Source organism: Desulfovibrio litoralis DSM 11393, from assembly GCF_900143255.1.
Classification (GTDB): domain Bacteria; phylum Desulfobacterota; class Desulfovibrionia; order Desulfovibrionales; family Desulfovibrionaceae; genus Frigididesulfovibrio_A; species Frigididesulfovibrio_A litoralis.
Genome location: NZ_FRDI01000003.1, coordinates 433,749 through 453,184, shown reverse-complemented (window position 1 = coordinate 453,184; position 19,436 = coordinate 433,749). Strand labels below are relative to the sequence as shown.

Below are 19,436 nucleotides of genomic sequence, written 5' to 3'. Positions count from 1 at the left end.
ACAACTAGTTCTCTAGTGTAAGCTATAAGAGTTCTTTGCGTTTTGAAGAAGAAGGAATTTTTAAAGCTGTGCGATATTTTGCGACTGTACGCCTGGCGATATTTACTTTTAAAACATCTTTCAAATATTCGCCGATTTTTTCGTCGCTTAAGGGTTCTTTTGGGTTTTCATCGGCAATAAGTTTTTTTATCAGGGCTTTTACGCTTTCCGAGCCGACTTCACTGCCATCATCTAATGATAAAGCACTGTTAAAGAAAAATTTCAATTCAAAAGTTCCGTGAGGAGTAGCCACATATTTATTTGTAGTGATGCGACTGACTGTTGATTCGTGCATGTTTATGTCGTCTGCGACATCTTTTAAGATGAGAGGTCTTAAGCCCGAGACGCCAGAGATAAAAAAGTCTCGCTGTTTTTTGATTAAGCTTTCCAACACCTTATAGAGTGTTTTTTGACGTTGATAAACACTACGGATTAGCCAAGTCGCCGAACTTATTTTAGTTTTAAAATATTCTTTTTCTGTTTCGGAATTTAATGACATGCTTTCATCATATAAAGATGAGAGTTGAAGTTTTGGTAACCCTTCGTCGTTTAAGATAATAATAAAATCGTCATCATATTGATAAACGTAAGCATCAGGACTAACGAACATAGGCTCGCTGTCATCATAGTTAGCTCCGGGAAGCGGGTCAAGTGATTGAATAATGTCGAGATATTCTTTTAAATCTTCCATCTCGATTTTAAATTTTCTTAACAAAGGCTTATAGCGTTTTGATTCCAAATCATCGAGGTGGTCTTGGATTAAAGAAACTAAAATCGGATCACGGTCATAGTTTAAAACTTTTAATTGAATAAGTAAGCATTCTTGGGGGGTTCTTGCCCCAACACCGATAGGGTCAAAAAGTTGAATGCGAGCTAAAACCTGTTCTACCTGATTGGGGTCAGTTTTTAAAACCTCTGCCATGTCTTCAGTGCTTGATTGGAGATAACCTTTATTATCGAGGTTTCCTATAATTAATTCGCCTATTTCAACTTCTTTGGGGGTAAATCTCGAAAGATGTAACTGCCACATTAAATGCCCGGATAGAGACGTTTTTGAGATATATCTGGCTTCGGCGCTTAATCCTTCTTCAAGGTCTACCTCTTTCATGTTATGTTGGCGAGTTGTGCTTGCGAAGTCTCCGAGATAATCTTCCCAGTCGGCGTTTTGAGCTATTTCTTTGCTGTAAGCTTCTTCGTTATTTTCTGTTTTTCGTTGTTCGCTGATTAGGTCTTCTGTTCCGGCGTTGGGGTCGTCAAAGCCTTCTTCTAAAAAAGGGTTTTCCATTAACTCTTGGTTAATAGTTTCAATTAACTCTAATCTTGAGAGTTGTAATAGCTTAATCGCTTGTTGTAGCTGTGGAGTTAAAACAAGTTGTTGAGTTAATTTAAGATTTGTACGAAGTTCAAGACCCATGAGACTTACCTTATTGATACTGATAAAGCTTTGATAAAAAGTTGTAAATTTAGACTATTACACAATAATCTCAAAGTGGCTTTCGCCAGAAAGACACTCCAAAACTCAGTTTTGTAATGGTTTTAAATTGATAAAAAGTGGCTTAACAGATTGATAAAGCGATATAAATATGTCGCAAGTTCAGATGATATTGACATACTCTTATAATTATTGCAAGCGATATGCAAAGTTTATGCCCAATAGCTTTAATTTTGAGTCAATTTTATTGTGCTGTTTTTTTTAATTAAGCTAGTATAAGGGATTATTAAAGTTTTTTTGTGAAAAATACTTGATATTTTTTGTTGAAAGCGTATAATTCTTTACTTCGCCGGGGTGGTGGAATTGGTAGACACGCTAGATTCAGGTTCTAGTGTTCGCAAGGACATGGGAGTTCGAGTCTCCCCTTCGGCACCAAATTTTTTATTATTTAAAAAGTTTTTTGATTTAATTTGAGCTTGTAATTTTGGTATAAAAAAAGACTTATGTGGTTCATAAGTCTTTTTTATTTATATGCTTTATTATTTAAACTATTGTTCTATTTTTAGATCTTTACCAAGAAATCTTACGGTTGTTGGTTCGCCTTCGACATTATAAAAAACATAACGCACTCTAGTGTTGGATTTTTGTATTGCGTTTATATCACTGGCGAAAGAGTTGAGAGGGTATGAAAAATCATCTTTATCCAATAAAACAATCGCTTGTAAATCAGATAGATTTGTAATTCTTACGATATAGTCGTTATCGTTTTTAACTGCGAGTGTAACTTGATAGTTTTTAGGTTTATTTTTTTTATCATCAGCCTTTTCGCTTCCGGCAGTGTTCTCTTCAAGCGGTTCAACCTTAAGCACTTTAATTGATAGCAATTTATCCAATTCGGCTGCGTTGGTAACAATTTTTGCACCATCTGTGCTTTCGCCTTGTTTTCTACCTTCGTCTATACCGGCATCTACGCCTGAGAGTGCTTCTTTTCCGACAGAGATGATTTTTGTAACCGTGGACTTTACACCTTTTTTAACCGTGCTTTCTTCTTTAGGCGCAGGTGCTTCTTCGGCTGCTTTTACCGGAGTTTCTTGAGACCAAAGTAATATGCTACAACAACAAATAAGACAAACTTTTATAAAGTTTTTCATTCAAAGCTCCATTTTGTTTTTATTGCTAACCTTATTAAACAATAGATAATTACCCGCATACTGTCAACGGGTTAGAAGAGAATAGATGAGTTCAAGTTGCTTATTAATATTGTTTTATTTTAGTATATTAGTTTGTGGAAATTTGAAAATAGTTAATTTACGCATTTCTGCATTGACTTGCTTGCGTTGACTGCATATATATAACAGAGCAGAATTTTGGAGGGCTATTTATGTTTGGCATCGGAATGCAAGAATTATTGATTGTTTTAATTATCGGTTTAGTGCTTTTTGGCTCAAGTAAGTTGCCTGAAATTGGTGCCGGACTTGGAAAGGCAATTAGAAATTTTAAACGTGCATCATCAGAGTCTGATGAAATTGACGTTACTCCCAAACAAGGCAAAAAAGATTCGGATAAAGAAGACAAACAGGCCTAGTCTTTATCACTAATTAAGGCGATAATTGGAAGCAAGCTTGTGAATTTATTTGTTAAGCTTGTCTTTGACTAAAGGCTCGTTTTTAATTTTAATGTTTGTGTAAACGAATTGAGTTTTTGTCTTAAGGTATTTTATATTTGCCCTTATTATGTCCTGTTTTAATTAGCAGGCAAGTATGTGTTTTTTTAAAACAAACACTATTTTAAATAAATAAAAAAAGCCACTTTGTTTAAAAGTGGCTTTTTATTTTAAATAAGTTGTTTTGATCTTACTTAAATTTTGTTATGTCCTTGAATTCTGAGCCCGTTAAGTTGAATAAAGCCTGTTGCCATAGCTTGATTATAAACGTCGTCGTGTTCAAAGGTGGCGATATCTTTTCTGAATAATGAGTTAGGCGACTTACGACCAACACAAAATACGTTACCTTTAAATAGTTTTAAACGCACGGTTCCGCTGATGTTTTCCTGTGATTTATCGATAAGGGCTTGTAATACTTCTCTTTCGGGAGAATACCAAAAGCCGTTATAAATACAGGCGGCGTAACGGGGAATTAAGCTGTCTCTTATGTGCATAACTTCACGGTCTAAACAAATACTTTCAAGATCACGGTGGGCGGCGTGAATTAAAGTTCCGCCGGGGGTTTCGTAAACTCCGCGTGATTTCATTCCGACAAAGCGGTTTTCAACCATATCTATGCGTCCTATTCCATGTTTTCCGGCAATTTTATTTAAGTTCATTACCAAGGCGGCAGGGGCATATTCTTTTTCGTTAATAGCAATAGGGTCGCCGTTTTTAAATTCAATTGTAATATATTCAGGCTCGTTTGGAGTTTTTTCGATAGGCGTGGTTAAAGTATAAGTTCCTTCGCCGGCTTCTTCCCAAGGGTCTTCGAGTTCACCGCTTTCATAGCTTAGGTGTAGCATATTTCTGTCCATGCTGTAACGTTTTGAACCGGTTGGCAGGGGAATATTATTTTTTTCGGCAAATTTGATTAAGTCTGTGCGAGAGCTTAATTCCCAAGTACGCCAAGGAGCGATAACTTGTAAGTCGGGTGCCAAAGATGCAACGGAAAGCTCAAAGCGAACTTGGTCGTTACCTTTTCCCGTTGCTCCGTGTGAAATTGCGTCTGCTCCTTCCGAGCGTGCGATTTCGACTAGGCGTTTGGAAATAAGCGGGCGGGCGATTGAAGTTCCGAGAAGATAGCTGCCTTCGTAAACGACGCTTGAACGCATCATTGGAAAAATAAAATCTTTGGCAAACTCATTTCTCAAGTCTTCGACATAAGCTTTGGAAGCACCGGTATCCAAGGCTTTTTGGTCGACGCCAGCCAAGTCTTCTTCTTGTCCAAGATCGCAAGTTAAGGTTATAATATCACATTTATAAGTTTGTTTTAGCCACTTTAAAATAACAGAGGTATCTAAACCGCCTGAATATGCTAAAATAATCTTTTTAATTTTGTCTGTTTTTTTAGTCATGTTTTTATTCCTTAATATTTGTTTTAAATTTTGGTGGTTTTGAGTAAATAGTTTTAATTATATACTTGAATATAAATTTAAAATAGTATAGTCTAACAGTAATAAATTGTTTTTTTGTAAAGCCTTAATTTGTTTAAATAAAGTTTTGTCGCAATAGAGACATAAGCGAGCTGAAAAAACTTTTATTCGCAAGATTGTTACTATATTTTTGTGCTTTTGCAAAGCTTTAAAACAATGAATTATTGATTTTGGTTCATAATTTTTGAGATATATTTCTTAGGTAAAGATATTAAGTATTTATTGTTTTTTGCCGATATATCCTTTTGATGCATTTTAGAGTTTTAAATGTGTAACTATAGTTTATAAAATATTGTCTAAAAATTGGGGTAAATCTATGACGATGAAGCATAAAATAATCGTTGGGTGTGTGTTTTTAATCTTTATTATTATTGCAATTTCTTTTATTGGAACCAGAGCCCTAAACAAAAGCTCTGATGGTTTAATCGAGTTTGGACGTTTGGCATCTGTTAGTCAAACTCTTTATGACATTGACGGCGATTTTTATGTTATAGGATATAATGTTTATCGTTTTTTAGATCACCAAGATGCTAAGTTTATAAGTGCAGCGATAGCTCGCACTGACAGTCTGAAAGATAAGATTTCAATCGTCTTAAAGGTTGCTCAACGTTCAGAAAGTGTTAACAGTCTGAAACAACTAGAAGCAAATGTGAGTGTGGTGCATTCTAACTTAAGTGAAATTAACAGACTGTCTACTGTTACTTCAACTCACTATAATGAGCAAATATTACCTGCCTTAAGAGAACTCACCCTGCAGACTACAAAAACCTCAATGTTTGCTTTTGATGCCATTGAGTTTGATGTTTTATCTCAATACAGCAAATTAGCTGACCCCTTCGGAGAATTGAGAGGAGCTTTAGCTCGTTTTTACGTTGCGTTATCTCCGGAACTTGTGAGTGAAGTAAACAAACACATGGAAGAAGTAAAACAAATTTTAACAGAAGCTCTTTCTTTAACTCAAGATAATGCGATAAAACAAGAAATTGAAATTGATTTAAATTCCTTAGATTTATTTCGAGTTCATTTTTTAGAAATGGAAAATAATGCTATTAATCAACGAGTTGCTTTAACTAGCCTGAATGATATTATGCAACAGTCTTTTGTCGCTGTGGGCAGCATTTCTCAAGCTCAACTTGATATTAAAAATACCTTTGAAAATGATTTGCGTACTTCTAACGAAGACTCTCAAAGGCTGGCTCTTTCGCTAGGTATAATTGGGGTGATTGTGGGAATTGGCTTTGCTACTTTAATTATTTATAACTTAGTTAAAGTGCTTAAAGATGTAAGCAGATTTGCCAATGATATATCTATGGGCAATTTTTCTTCTATCATAAATGTTAAAGAAAAAGGCGAAATCGGAAGCGTAATTGATGCAATGCAAGAAATTTCAGGTGTCGTAAAAAATATGACCGGTCAAGTTATTGCTTTAACCGATCTTATTGCGGCCGGTGCCTTTAGAGACCGTTTAAAAGCAGATCAGTTTAAAGGTGGTTTCGGAGAAATAGCTAATGATATTAATACACTTTGTGATACTTATGTAAGTGCTTTAGATTCTATTTCAGTAGGTCTTATGACCGGAAACTCAAAATGTGAATTTAAGTTCTTAAATAAAGCTGCTCAATCTTTCGCCGGTGGTAATAAAGTTGGGGATCCATGTAAAGAGCATTTTAATACCCCGGCTTGTGATAAAAACTGTCTTGGTATGAAGGCAATGGGTTCCACAACCCCTATAACCGGTGAAACTGTTTTACGTCCGGCACTTGGAAAACCAATAGATGTTGCGGTTACTGCAATCTCTCTTTATGATAAACATAAAGAAGTTGTTGGATTTATGGAAATCTTGGTTGATATTACCGATATTAAAACTCAGCAAAAAATGATAGAACAAGCTGCGATTGATGCTTCGGAAATAGCTTCTCGTGTTGCGGCGGCGGCCGAAGAATTATCGGCACAAGTAGAAGAAGTTTCTCGCGGAACAGAAATGCAACGCAGGAGAATGGAAACAACGGCCGGTGCAATGGCTGAAATGAATTCAACCGTTTTAGATGTTGCCCGTAGTGCCGGAGAAGCCGCCGAACAAACAAACAATACCAGAAATGAAGCAAGAGAAGGTGCGGAACTTGTTAATAGAGTAATTGGCTCTATCAAGTCTATTAATCAAGTAACCCATACTTTACACTCAAATATGCAAAGCCTTGGTAAACAAGCCGAAAATATTGGTGGTGTGCTAAACGTTATTTCAGATATAGCCGATCAAACCAACCTCTTGGCTTTAAACGCCGCTATCGAAGCCGCCAGAGCCGGAGAAGCCGGACGTGGATTTGCGGTTGTTGCCGATGAAGTGCGTAAGCTTGCCGAAAAAACCATGCAGGCGACAAAAGAAGTTGAATCGAGCATTACCGCCATTCAACATTCTACTAAAACTAATATAAACGAAGTTACAAGCGCAGTCAGCAGCATAGAAGAAGCCACAGGCTTGGCTCAATCATCAGGAGATGCACTGACCCGCATTGTTGACTTGGCGGCGATTAACTCAAACCTTGTTACCTCAATTGCCACGGCGGCTGAAGAACAAAGTGCAACTTCAGAAGAAATTAACCGCTCCGTTGATGAAGTCAGCGTCGTTGTTACTCAAACCTCTAATGGAATGATTCAAGCAACAGCGGCAATTCAAGATCTTTCTGCAACTGCTCAAGAGTTAAATCGGGTTATGGCAGATCTTAAAAAACAAAATAAATAATTAAGAGCAAGATTAAACAAAATAAAAGCCTGAATAGAGTTTTCTGTTCAGGCTTTTATTTATTCGCTTTTTTTCCAGTCTTTCAAATGAAGCTCTATATACGCCATTCCGTTATAACGATTTATACGAGGTGAAAAAGCAAGAGTTATTTTTTCTCCTCTTTCTGCCGGAGTTTTGACTTCCGAACGTCGCCAGGCCTTTCCCTTCATACTCAGACCGCTTTTTTCATCTTTTACGTCAATTAAAACCAGATTTCCTTTTTGGCGAAAAGTTTGAAGTGTTAAGTCGTTAGTTGAAAATATCGGCTCAGGGTTTCCTATTCCAAAAGGTTGAAGCAACTCTATTTCTTTTAAAAAAGTAAAATCAGCCGCCTTTTTAAGGTCGATTTCTTGGTCTATTTTTATTTGTTGTGGAATTGGTTCAGACCCCAGAGTATTTTTGACTAAACGGTCAAATTCTTGCTTAAAGCTTTCAAGCTTGCTAAACAATAAAGTTAAACCGGCCGCTTGTTTGTGTCCGCCGAACCCTTCTAAAAGCTCTGTCATTTGGGTTAGGGCATCATGTAAGTCAAACCCGCCGACACTACGCCCGGAGCCTTTGACAACCGTATTACTATCAGTGTTTTTTGCGGTTATCTCTATGTTTTTATTACATAAAACAATAGTTGGGCGGTGGTAAAGCTCAACCATGCGAGAAGCGACAATTCCGACTATGCCTTGGTGCCAGTGTGCAGCATATAAAATCAAAGACGAGCTACCTTGTTTGATTTGTTCAAGGGCTTGAAGGTTTGCCTCTTTAACAATTAATTCTTCTTCATTTTGTCTTTCTGTATTTAAGCTATTTAGTTCGCTTGCCAGTTTTTCAGCCTCAGCTCTCTCTTTTGTCAAAAGCAGTTTCAAGGCTGTGTGAGCTTTTCCGACTCGTCCGGCGGCGTTAATGCGTGGAGCAATATTGAAAACCAGTTGACCGGCATCAATTTGGGCTGTGGGCGAATAGCCGGAAACAGCTTTTAATTCGGCTAAACCTATGCGTTTGGGGTTTGCAACAAGCAGTAAACCATTTTTTACCAAAATACGGTTTTGTCCTTTTAGTTCTACCATATCCGCTAGAGTTCCAAGGGCGACTAAGTCTAAAAGACTGCGAATATCTATTTTTTTCCCGTTGTGTTTTTCGAAAAAATTATTTAAAGCCGCCATTAAAAAAAAGGCAACACCCACTCCGGCCAAGGTTTGACATGGACAAGGTACAAGACGTGGATTGCAAATTATATCGGCATCGGGCAGTTTGTCAGAGGGCAGGTGGTGATCACTGATGACAACAGTCATTCCAAGTTCTTTGGCTCGTTTTATTCCGTTGTAATCAGTAATGCCGCAATCAACGGTTAAAATTAAATTAGCCCCTTGATTATATAATGATTCTACTGCTTTAACGCCTAGTCCATAGCCTTCCTCTATACGGTCGGGAATATGATAAACACAATTAAAACCATGTTGACTCATAAAATCTAAAACCAACGCCGTTGAGGTAACGCCGTCTACGTCATAATCTCCGCACACGCCAAGTTTTTTTCCGTTTAAGATGGCTTCGCCGAGTAGTTTTGCCGCGGCGTTAAACCCCGTCCATTGTTCTAAAGGAGCGAGTTTTTGCAAGCTCGGGTTTAAATATTCGGCTAGGTTTTCATAAGACTCAAAGCCTCTGTTGATAAGTAACGAGGCGATTTCATGGGATATATTTAATTTGTCTGCCCATTCTTTGAGCTGTTTTGTGTTTTCGTCAACTTCTTGTTTATCGTTGTTGCGAAACGTCCAAATTGAATTCACAAGTTCTCCGCTATAGTTCGTCGGCTATAGATATATATTTGTTGTCTTCAAATATTTTTAATATATTTGGCATGATGCTGTCTATATTTATATCAAGCTCATTAAGATGTTGAGTTATTTTTTTTGAGAGAAATTCGCTTGGCGTATTGTTTTCTGAGAAAAAGTTTTGCAAATTGTTTTTTTCACTCGCCAGATAATTGGCTATTGCGATAAATAACGCCGTCTTTTTATGTTCTTTTGCCAATTCCGGGTAATGATGCCAGATTATGGGTTCTGTTAAAGAGCGGGGAAGCCCCCAACTTTCTAAAACTCGTCCGGCTATAAGCCCGTGATCAAGCCCCCAATAGCTGTCTTCTGCTTCTTGTGTACTTAATTGTTTTTCTTTTTCAAGTTGGTTGATGGCGAGCCAGTCGTTTGGGCGTAAGGCGGCGATCATTACCTTACCAAGGTCGTGTAAGAGAGAGGCGGTATAAACTTCATCATGGTTTATATTTTGTGAGCCAATATTGTTGTTTTGTGCGTAAGATAAAACTCTGGCACAGGCACCGGTCAAGAGTTGATGTTGCCAGAGCTCTGTAAAATTAAATTCCAAAGGAAATTTTTTTGGTTTTATGCTTAAACGTACGCCTGTAATCAAAATTAAATTGCGGATTTCGTTTAAACCTAAAACAGTTACTGCCGCCAGTGGTGTAGAAACCTGAGAGATTAAAGAGTAACGAGGAGAGTTTGAAAGTCGCAGTATTTTTGCCGTAAGCCCCGGGTCTTTTTCGATTAAACCGGCAATGTCTTTGGTTGCAGAGTCAGATTTTGGGTGAGTCATATCAAAAAGCTTACTAACAATTTTAGAATCATAAGGTAACCTTGGTGGGTTGTTTTGTAATTCTTCTAAAAAAAGTTGTGCTGTTTTGAAGTGATTGCTCATAGCCTACTCTTGTTTTTATATTCACCTTTTTATATATCAAGCTTTTTGAAGACAACGGTATGTATTTTGTGAAATTAACTTAGCTTTGGGGCAAAATGGACTCTATCTTCTTTTTTTGTTCCGGATTTAAAAAGTTTTTTGCCTGTAGCCACATAACGGCTTTAGCGGCGATTTCATGTTTGGGGTCAAGTTCGAGTGCTTTGATAAAGTGTATTGCCGCATTGCTGTAGTCTTCTTTTTCAAGATAAGCACGCCCCATATTGCAGGATAAATTTTCGTCATCAGGCGAGATTTCTATTGCTCTTTTATAATAATCAACGGCTTGGTCAATCATTTTGTTTTTTCTTAGCGAAATTCCAAACTCATTAAAGAGGTGTTTGTGTTCTTGTTCAAACGCTCCGTCTAATTTAACCAATCTTTCAAAAATATTATCGGCTTTTCCCGTATCGCCTCGATCAAGATAAGTAAGGCCGAGTCCGAAGTTTGCTCTAATATTTTCTTCGTCTATTTTTAACGCCGAGCTATATTCCATTTCGGCACTAAAACTTTCGCCGTTGGCACGGTGTCTATCGGCTCTGGCGATTGTTTTATTGATTTCGCGTATTTTGGGTAAGACATTGACGGTATAAAATTCAGGTTCGGGAGAAAATTTAGTTAAAAATTCATCACGCGGAATAGTGCGTTTTGGTCCTGATGGTATATAATTTGAGTTTAGCGGTTGAACTTCGATATTGCCTGAATCTTGTTCAATAGCGTCCCAAAACGCTTTTTGAATAGTTTTTCGTGATGTTGTGCCTGTTCCGACTTTTTTTACCTCTTGAGAGGAAAAGATACCTTTTATTTTTACATAGCCGTCATTATTTTTTTGTTCTTCTGACATATTTTTTCTCTTTTTGCTTTTAGGTTGTAAGAATAAAGCACCTTAACATGTTTTTTAATTTGTTGTTATATAATTTAAACTTAAATTTAATTATTGGAAATAATTGTTAAAATTTCTTGAACTATTTGCTTTGGGTTTTCAGCTTGGGTGATGGGGCGACCGACAACCAAAAAGTTTGAACCGGCTTTAATTGCTTCTTGAGGAGTCATAACCCTGACTTGATCATGATTTTTATCATCTTTGTTGTTATTGGCAAGGCGTATTCCCGGTGTTAAACAAAGAAAATTGTTGCCACACTGCTCTTTGACTGCTGTTGCTTCCATTGCGGAACAAACAACTCCATCAAGCCCCCAATCTTTTGCGTTTTGTGCCATTTTTACTATTTTTTGTGGGTCTGTGTTTTCTTCGCTGGTTAATATTGTAACTCCAAAGAGAAGAGGGCGTTTTTGAGTTTTTTCCAAGTTTAAATTTAAAGCGTTAACGGCCGCTTTCGCCATTTTTTCGCCGCCACTGAGGTGAATATCTATAATGTCAACGCCCAAAGTTATGGCAGATTGTATTGCCGAGGCGACAGTATTGGGTATATCATAAAATTTTAAATCCAAAAATATTTTAAAGCCCATTTGTTTTAGTTTTTTGATAAGGGTCGGGCCTTCGGCAACATAAAGTTGCAAACCAATTTTAAGTAAGGGTTTTGGGTTTAAATCTTTGCAAGTTTCAGCAAGGGCGAGAGCCTTACTTGCACTTGGGTAATCGAGAGCGATAATAAGTTCTGTTTTCATCTATTGTCTCTTAAGCGGTTTATTTGATAAATATTTTTTATGACCATTGTTTTAACAAGTCGTTTAAAAAGTGAGAGCGACAAACGGGGGCAAGGGTAGCCGCAATATAAGCCGAGCGTAACTCATCGTAAGCGGTTTTAATATCATCATTAATAATAACACAATCAAAAAGAGGCGCATCAGCTATTTCTTTAGTAACAACGGATAGACGTCTTGCGATTACTTCATCGGAATCTGTTCCTCTTGAACGCAGTCTTTGTTCCAAGACTCTTCTTGAAGGTGGTAGGACAAACACATAACGCCCAAGATTTTTTAAGCTGGCTTTTATTTGCCTTGCACCTTGGACATCAACATCAAACAAAATATCATTACCGTCAGCAAGGGTGTTTATAGTGTTTTGCAGGGGGGTTCCGTAATAGTTCCCGTGTACTGTTGCCCATTCTGCGAAATAATTTTCATTAATCAGGTTTGAAAATTCTTCTTTCGTAACAAAATAATAATCTTTGCCATGAACTTCGTGGGGGCGAGGCGGTCGAGTTGTATAAGAGACGGAAAAAACAAAACGTGGAAATTCGCTTAGTAACCTTTTTGTAAGGGTTGTTTTTCCCGCTCCCGAAGGTGCACAAATTATTAAGGCTATTCCTTTTCTGTCAACAGTATTCATAAAACACCCTAAAAAGAGATAAGATAAGTTAGAGAGGTTAAAATTTTATTAGTTTCCGTCTTGTACTAAACGTTGTGCGAGTGTTTCGGCTTGTATTGCTGATAAAATAATGTGATTTGAATCAGTTATGATAACAGCTCTGGTTTTACGCCCTTGGGTTGCGTCAATTAACCTTGATTCATCTTTTGCGTCTTCTCTAAGCCTTTTAGCCGGAGAAGAGTTTGGGTTTATTATGCTGATAATTCTTGAGATTAAAACGGCATTCCCAAAGCCTATGTTTAAGAGCTTATATTCCGCCACACCTTACTCCAAGTTTTGAACTTGTTCACGACATTTTTCAAGTTCATTTTTAAAGTCAACAACTATTCTGGATATTTGCACATCTTGAATTTTATTTCCACAGGTATTTATTTCTCTGAAACATTCTTGCATGGTAAAGTCAAGCCTTCTTCCGGCATCATTTCCGAGGCTTAAGAGTTCTCTCAAGCGTTCTAAGTGAGAGGAAAGTCTAGTTAATTCTTCACTTACATCAAGTTTATCGGCAAGCAGGGTGATTTCTTGTAAAAAACGCCCTTCGTCCAATTCTTGTTGATGATTTGCCAAGATTTCGCCAATTCTCTCTTTAACCGCTGAAAATCTTTCTTCTTTTATTTCCGGAGCCCTTTCAATAATAAGATCAAGCCATTCTTCCATGCGGATAATGCGTGATAAAATATCGCTTGATAAAGTTTTTGCTTCGCTTAATCTTGCGTCGTTCCAATCGGTTAAGGCGGCTTCTAAACCTTGAACAAGATTGTCTGATAATTCTTCGTTGTTGCTTAAGTTGTCTGTTTCCCATAAATGAGACAGGCCTAAGAGACGGTTATAATCAGGTGTATAAATATGACCACGTTCTTTGGCAAAAAGCGTTAGACGATCTAAAATACTTGATGCCGCATTGTCGTTAAACGTTAAGACGTCTGAATAATTATTATTGAATTGAAGGCTTAAAGAGACTTCCAAACGTCCTCTTTGTGCAAAACGCCTTAAAGTTTTTTCAAAGATTGGTTCAAAGGACCTAACACATTGAGGCAGACGCCACTTTATATCAAGATAGCGACTATTTACGCTACGTACTTCCCAAGTTTGCACACATTTTTCTTCTTCTTGAGAATAGCGACCAAATCCGGTCATGCTTTTTAACATGGTACTCCGATCTTATTTGAATTATTTAGAGTTTAAAGTATAGTAAGTTTAATAAATAAAAAATTTACCAAAATATAAGATACTCTCTTGTTCTTAGCAAGTTTTAATATTTAATTTATGCTTTTGTTTTAAAGTAAGAGAACTGCAACCCTCTGTTTTACGTGTTTTTTCTCGTTTTATGTTTTGTATACACATAGTATAAAACGTCTTAAGTCGCAAAATTACTTATATTTGTTTATATCTTTCTAATAAATAGCCTTGTGCAATTCTGTTGTTTGTGTTATTATCAAGCCCGATAATTTATTTAAAAAGAGTTGTCAGAGGCTTTTTCTTTTAACAAATCAGGATAGTTATAGTCGTTTATGAAAAAAATGAAAATCGCTTGGATTGGTCATCTTTATTTTCCTTTAGACTATTTTCCCCCATACTTTGATTTTTTTCATATCCCTTATTCAGATCCGGGCGTTTATAATTGGAATGAGCTGGTTGAAAGGGTCGGTTTTACGCCTGATATTGTAGTTTTAGCCGATTATAGTACGCCTCCGCCTTTGGTCAACCTTGAAGAATTTCCTTGTTTAACGGTTTTTTATGCGATTGATACCCATATTCATTCTTGGTATCCTTTTTATGCCCAAGGTTTTGATTTGTGTTTTATCAGTTTAAAAGATCAGTTTGCGGAATTTTTAAATAAACGTCTGAGTAATGAACAAGTCTTTTGGTTCCCGCCTTGTGCCTCTTTACGGTCTATTCCTCTAGATCCTGATCCGCTTTTACCAAAATACCGAGCAATTTTTGTGGGTAATTTGAATCCCGAGCTTAAACCGAGGCGTGTAGATTTTTTTAACGCCTTAAAAGAACAGTGTCCTGAGTTACACCTGCAAGAGCAAGGCTCTTTTCCCGATTTATATGCCAACTCTGATTTGGTTTTAAACTTTTGTGATCATGATGAACTTAATTTTAGAGTATTTGAGGTTTTGGGTTGTAAAAAACCTTTGTTAACACCCTTGATAAAACATGGTTTAACCGAACTTTTTGAACCTGAAAAAGATTTTTTTGGATATGACCCGGGTAATATAGAAGAGACCGCACAAAAAATAAAATTTTTATTGGAAAATCCAGAGTTGTGTAAGCTTGTCGCTGAAAGTGGGTATAACAAAGTTAATGAAAGTCATAGACCACAACACAGAGTAAAGTTTCTTTCGGAGCAAATAGAAAAAATAGTTTTTAACGGGGTTGCCGATTCTCTTATCCAAAAACGTTTATCGTCAAAAGAGTTTATTCATAACGCTTATTTAAAAATGTTATATTTGCTTCTTGCGGAAAAATCTTCTGATTTTATTCGTCAAAAAGCTTATTTAAAAGCTGGCAAAAAGTATTAAAAAGTGTATTCTGTGATTGTTATTTTTCTGGCTGTATAATATTAGATATAAATATTTAAAAAATTCAGGTTTATTGTTTGAAATTATTTAGTTTAATCGATAGTTTTTAGTTATATATTTAAAAATCTTGGCTAAAGAGGGGTTGTAATTATGGAAATAGTCCTTTGGGGCGTACGCGGAAGTATATCAAGCCCATCTCCGACAACACAGTTTTATGGTGCGAATACTACTTGTATTGAAGTTCGCACAGACAATAATGACTTGTTAATTTTTGATGCGGGTTCCGGCTTGCATCATTTAGGAACAACCTTGCCTGATAGCGGGGTTTGTCATCTTTTTTTAAGTCATGGACACGCAGACCATATTCAGGGTTTGGGTTTTTTTAAACCTATTCATAACCCAAATTGGACAATTCATGTGTATGTACCTGCTTCTTTAAAAAGAGTGGTAAAAAACTTTTTTGATGGAAAAACTTTTCCCGTAATGTTTAAACAACTTCGCAGTAAGATTGTTCAACATATTGTTACGCCCGGAAAAGTAATTAATGTTTCTAAAAGAAAAAATAATCCGATTAAGGTTAAACCCTTTTTAGGTAACCACCCCGGTGGTAGTGTTGCTTATAAAGTTTATGCCGATGAATCTGTTTTTTTATATAGTGGTGATCATGAGATTACAAGTGATCCTGTTGTGCGTTCAAATACTTTCGAACTGCTTTCTCGCATAGATGTTGCCGTTGTTGATGCCGCTTATGGAAAAGATGATTACCACGAAGGTTGGGGGCATTCCAAGTGGGAAGATTGGGTTGAACTTGCAGCCAGAGCAAAGGTTCCTTGTTTGGTTTTATCTCATCATATGCAAGATAGAAGCGATAAAGAACTTGATGATTTGCAAGATACCGTTATGCCAAAGACAAGCGGAAGCAGTGATTTATATAACCGAGTTTATGTTGCTAAAGAAGGTTTAAGATTTATTCCCAAAAAAGATACCTCTTTTATTCCTCAACGTAGCGATTGGATGTTTGAGTTCGTAGAAAATCTTGGAATTCATAAAGATGAAAGTATTATCTTAGATCGTATTTTAGCAACAAGCAGGGAAATTACACAGGCTGATGCGGGAACTGTTTTTCTGGTTGAAAATAATCAACTGGTTTTTGCCTATACACATAATGATACGCTTTTCCCTGCTGATAGTTCATATAAACATGCTTATGTAAACGTGCGTCTTCCTATCTCTCTTGATTCAATCGCCGGTTATGTTGCCAGTACGGGAAAAACTCTTAATATTCCCGATGTTGAAACTTTGCCTAAAGATTTGCCTTATCATTTTAATGATAGTTTTGATAAAGCAACCGGCTATCAGTCAAAATCAATGTTGGTCATGCCATTTTTTGACAGGAATAAAAACTTGTTGGGTGTTTTACAACTTATTAACAGTATAAACCCTCGTTCTAAAAAAATACAGGCTTTTGACATTAATATGGAAAATAACGTGCGTCTACTTGCTAGAGAAGCCGCGAATGTTCTGGAAATAAGTGGAATTTTGCGTAAAAACATTTATCGTATGTTAAAAGTAATTGCCATTCATGATCCAACTGAAACCGGTCCTCATGCGGAACGTGTTGGTGCTATTTCCGCAGAACTCTATCAACGTTGGGCAGAAAAACACCAAAAAACACCTGATGAAATTCGCTTTTTTAAAGGGCAAATTCGTCTGGCAAGTATGTTACACGATGTTGGAAAGGTGGGAATAAGCGACCTTATTCTTAAAAAGAAAGCCCGCTTGACCGAGGAAGAATATATAACAATGCGTAATCATACCAGACTCGGTGCTTCTTTATTAAGTAGCGAAACAAAAGATATTACCGAACTGGCACACGACGTTGCCCTACACCATCACCAGAAATGGAATGGACAAGGTTACGTTGGCTCAGACGACTCTGATAGACTTGAAGGAACATCTATTCCGCTAGTTGCCAGAATTGCCGCTATTGCCGATGTTTTTGATGCACTCGTTTCGTCTCGTTGTTATAAAAACGCTTGGAGTTTTGAAGAAGCAAGACTTTTTTTAAACAGAGAAGCGGGGCAACACTTTGACCCTTTATTAGTAGAATGTTTTAACGATATTTTTGATTTGATTCATAAGATTTATGAACGCTTTCCTGATGTTGCAACTGCTTAGGTGTTGTGGCAAAACATATAACAGCTTATAAAAGCGTTATTAACTCATAATTTAGGCTGGTTTATGTATTTTTTTAGAAGTTTAATGAGATTGTTGAGACTTAGATGGGTTTCAATTATTTTTAGTGGCTTAGCGATTATTTTTATACTTATATCTTTATATATTTCTCAAGTTTCTCTTATCCGTCAATTTGATTTTAAGGTTTATGATACCTTGTTGCCACTGGCAAAGCGTGAGGCACTAACGGCGGTTCCGGTTGTTATTGATATTGATGAAGCCTCTCTTGACGCATATGGTCAATGGCCTTGGCCACGTTATTTGGTTTCTAATCTTTTGATTAAGCTTAAAGAACAAGGTGTTTCGGCGATAGCCTTAGATATTTTATTTTCTGAACCCGACCGTTCTTCTCCGACCAGTATAAAAAAATATCTGAAAGAACATGAAAATCTTAATCTAAACCTTCAGGGTTTTCCCCAAGCTATGCTTGATTACGATCAAATGTTAGCAAAAACGCTAAAAGATACTCCAAGCGTTTTAGGGGCTTATGCACACTTTGAAAAAACAAAACCGTCTGAGGCGTTAGATATGCCCGGCTCAGTTAATTTGATTATAAAGGGAAGTCAAGGTGCAAAAGAGTTTGAGTCCAGTGTTTTAAATATCAGTTCGGCGACCCTGCCTTTAGAAAGCTTTTGGAACAATGCTCCTATTGGTTTTATTAATGTTTCGCCTGATAGCGATGGAATAGTTCGGCGTGTTCCTCTGTTGTTTAAATGGAATGATGAAGTTTATTCTTCTTTGTCTTTACGGGTTTTGATGTTGGCTTTGGGAGCAAAAAAACTCACTGTGAATATGAATCCTGAGGGCATTGAATCTGTGCGTGTCGGAGCTTATACTATTCCGCTTAGTCCTGAGGGTGAGTTTCTTTTACCCTTCCAAGGACCTCACAAAACCTATACTTATATTAGTGCAAAAGATGTTTTGCAAGATAAGGTTGACCCTACTATATTAAAGGGGGCTGTTGCTTTTGTGGGAACGTCTGCCCCGGGGTTGTTGGATATTAGGGCGACTCCGTTTGATACTTTTTATCCCGGAATTGAGATTCACGCAACTTTGTTGGACGCAGTTCTTGCTCAAAAATTTATTCAAGATATTCCTTGGGTGCATGTTGTTCAAGTTTTAATCATATTTATTTCCGGTATAATTTCGATATTTATTTTTGGTTTTGCACGTCCTTATGTATATATGCTCGTTGGTTTGTTTATGGCGGGCAGTATTGTTTTTATCAGCCGCTATTACTTTATACAAGGTTATTACCTTTCGCCTTTATACGGGCTTATTACAATAGGTTCGCAAGGTGTTTTTATTTTGTTTTTACGTTTTTGGCAGGCAGAAAGACAAAAAGCCTTTTTATACAATACGTTTTCTCGTTATGTTTCTCCGGAAATCGTTAAACGTATTACAAAGTTACAAGGTAATATTTTTGCCGGTGAGGAACGCAACGTAACGATCATGTTTACTGATATCCGCCGTTTTACCGCAATGTCTGAGAGTTTAAAACCAGAACAGGTGGTTAATCTGCTTAATCGATATTTTACTCCTATGACGGCTTTGGTGCGTGAGAACAGCGGTACTTTAGATAAATTTATCGGTGATTCTCTGATGTGTTTTTGGAACGCTCCCGTGCCTGTTCCTTATCATGCGGTTAAGGCTGTGGAAACTGCCATTAAACTGCATGAAAACTTGGAAAAGTTGAATGTTGAACTTGCAACAGACTTTGGTTTAACTATGTCTATGGGCGTAGGGGTTCATACAGGTAAAGTTTATGTTGGAAATATGGGGTCTGCTGACCTTTTAAACTATACGATTATTGGCGATAACGTAAACTTGGCTTCACGTATAGAAGGGCTTTGTGCTATTTATCAAGCAGGAATAGTTATTAGCAGTATAACAAAAGAAGAGTGTGAATCTCACTTTGGGTTTCAGTTTTTAGATGTTTTAAGGGTAAAGGGGAAACAACAGCCTATAGCCGTTTATATTCCCATGACACTCGAAGAAGCAAAAAAGCGGGAAGAAGAGTTGAAAACTTGGGATACTGCTATTGATAGTTATCAAAAGGGTAACTTTGAAGATGCCTTAATTGATTTTGAAGCCTTAAGAGAAAAATTCCCCACAACCTATATTTATGAATTGTATGTTGAACGCACTAAAAAACTACTCGCCAATCCACCTGAAAATTGGGACGGAGTTTGGGTTTTAAGTATTAAATAGAAATTATAA

General features: G+C 36.9%; 15 protein-coding genes and 1 tRNA gene. 6 read left to right on the top strand and 10 right to left on the bottom strand.

Going from position 1 to position 19,436, the window contains the following annotated elements; genetic code table 11:
• Positions 1-22 precede the first annotated feature (22 nt).
• Positions 23-1,453: an RNA polymerase factor sigma-54 gene (rpoN, locus tag BT999_RS04615; protein ID WP_072696584.1), complete on the bottom strand. Its 1,431-nt coding sequence runs from the start codon at positions 1,451-1,453 to the stop codon at positions 23-25.
• 366 nt (positions 1,454-1,819) lie between these two features.
• Between rpoN and BT999_RS04610 the strand changes: the two genes are divergently transcribed.
• Positions 1,820-1,906, top strand: a tRNA-Leu gene (locus BT999_RS04610).
• A 113-nt stretch (positions 1,907-2,019) separates the two neighbouring features.
• Here BT999_RS04610 and BT999_RS04605 read toward each other — a convergent pair.
• Positions 2,020-2,622: a hypothetical protein gene (locus BT999_RS04605; RefSeq protein ID WP_072696583.1), complete on the bottom strand. Its 603-nt coding sequence runs from the start codon at positions 2,620-2,622 to the stop codon at positions 2,020-2,022.
• Between the two features lie 230 nt (positions 2,623-2,852).
• On the opposite strand from BT999_RS04605, the gene BT999_RS04600 reads away from it, so the two are divergent.
• Positions 2,853-3,056 (top strand): twin-arginine translocase TatA/TatE family subunit, encoded by a 204-nt coding sequence (locus tag BT999_RS04600; protein WP_072696582.1) that lies wholly within the window; start codon positions 2,853-2,855, stop codon positions 3,054-3,056.
• Positions 3,057-3,328: 272 nt separating this feature from the next.
• On the opposite strand, the gene BT999_RS04595 is transcribed toward BT999_RS04600, so the two are convergent.
• Complete coding sequence (locus BT999_RS04595; RefSeq protein WP_072696581.1) at positions 3,329-4,531, bottom strand: argininosuccinate synthase; 1,203 nt, start codon at positions 4,529-4,531, stop codon at positions 3,329-3,331.
• A gap of 394 nt (positions 4,532-4,925) precedes the next feature.
• Between BT999_RS04595 and BT999_RS04590 the strand changes: the two genes are divergently transcribed.
• Entirely contained in the window at positions 4,926-7,349 is a 2,424-nt protein-coding gene (locus BT999_RS04590) for a methyl-accepting chemotaxis protein (RefSeq protein WP_072696580.1), read from the top strand.
• Positions 7,350-7,408: 59 nt separating this feature from the next.
• On the opposite strand, the gene recJ is transcribed toward BT999_RS04590, so the two are convergent.
• The 7 genes from recJ to BT999_RS04555 all read right to left on the bottom strand — a co-directional run bounded on the left by recJ (position 7,409) and on the right by BT999_RS04555 (position 13,602).
• Positions 7,409-9,169: a single-stranded-DNA-specific exonuclease RecJ gene (gene recJ, locus BT999_RS04585; RefSeq protein WP_072696579.1), complete on the bottom strand. Its 1,761-nt coding sequence runs from the start codon at positions 9,167-9,169 to the stop codon at positions 7,409-7,411.
• Positions 9,170-9,179: 10 nt separating this feature from the next.
• Complete coding sequence (locus BT999_RS04580; protein ID WP_072696578.1) at positions 9,180-10,091, bottom strand: HDOD domain-containing protein; 912 nt, start codon at positions 10,089-10,091, stop codon at positions 9,180-9,182.
• Positions 10,092-10,170: 79 nt separating this feature from the next.
• A complete protein-coding gene (locus BT999_RS04575; RefSeq protein WP_072696577.1) occupies positions 10,171-10,971 on the bottom strand; it encodes a tetratricopeptide repeat protein in 801 nt (266 codons plus the stop codon).
• Between the two features lie 86 nt (positions 10,972-11,057).
• The gene (gene pyrF, locus BT999_RS04570) at positions 11,058-11,753 is read right to left on the bottom strand and encodes an orotidine-5'-phosphate decarboxylase (RefSeq protein ID WP_072696576.1); all 696 of its coding nucleotides are present in this window, start codon (positions 11,751-11,753) and stop codon (positions 11,058-11,060) included.
• A gap of 37 nt (positions 11,754-11,790) precedes the next feature.
• Positions 11,791-12,417, bottom strand: coding sequence for a guanylate kinase (gmk, locus tag BT999_RS04565; protein ID WP_072696575.1), 627 nt, complete (start codon positions 12,415-12,417; stop codon positions 11,791-11,793).
• Positions 12,418-12,465: 48 nt separating this feature from the next.
• On the bottom strand, positions 12,466-12,717 hold the full coding sequence (locus BT999_RS04560; RefSeq protein ID WP_072696574.1) for a DUF370 domain-containing protein: 252 nt from the start codon (positions 12,715-12,717) through the stop codon (positions 12,466-12,468).
• 3 nt (positions 12,718-12,720) lie between these two features.
• A complete protein-coding gene (locus tag BT999_RS04555; protein ID WP_072696573.1) occupies positions 12,721-13,602 on the bottom strand; it encodes a YicC/YloC family endoribonuclease in 882 nt (293 codons plus the stop codon).
• 362 nt (positions 13,603-13,964) lie between these two features.
• Between BT999_RS04555 and BT999_RS04550 the strand changes: the two genes are divergently transcribed.
• The 3 genes from BT999_RS04550 to BT999_RS04540 all read left to right on the top strand — a co-directional run bounded on the left by BT999_RS04550 (position 13,965) and on the right by BT999_RS04540 (position 19,427).
• Entirely contained in the window at positions 13,965-14,981 is a 1,017-nt protein-coding gene (locus BT999_RS04550) for a glycosyltransferase family protein (RefSeq protein WP_072696572.1), read from the top strand.
• A gap of 150 nt (positions 14,982-15,131) precedes the next feature.
• Positions 15,132-17,159, top strand: coding sequence for an HD domain-containing phosphohydrolase (locus BT999_RS04545; protein WP_072696571.1), 2,028 nt, complete (start codon positions 15,132-15,134; stop codon positions 17,157-17,159).
• 63 nt (positions 17,160-17,222) lie between these two features.
• Positions 17,223-19,427, top strand: a complete 2,205-nt coding sequence (locus tag BT999_RS04540; RefSeq protein WP_143145492.1) for a CHASE2 domain-containing protein — start codon at positions 17,223-17,225, stop codon at positions 19,425-19,427.
• Positions 19,428-19,436: the final 9 nt, after the last annotated feature.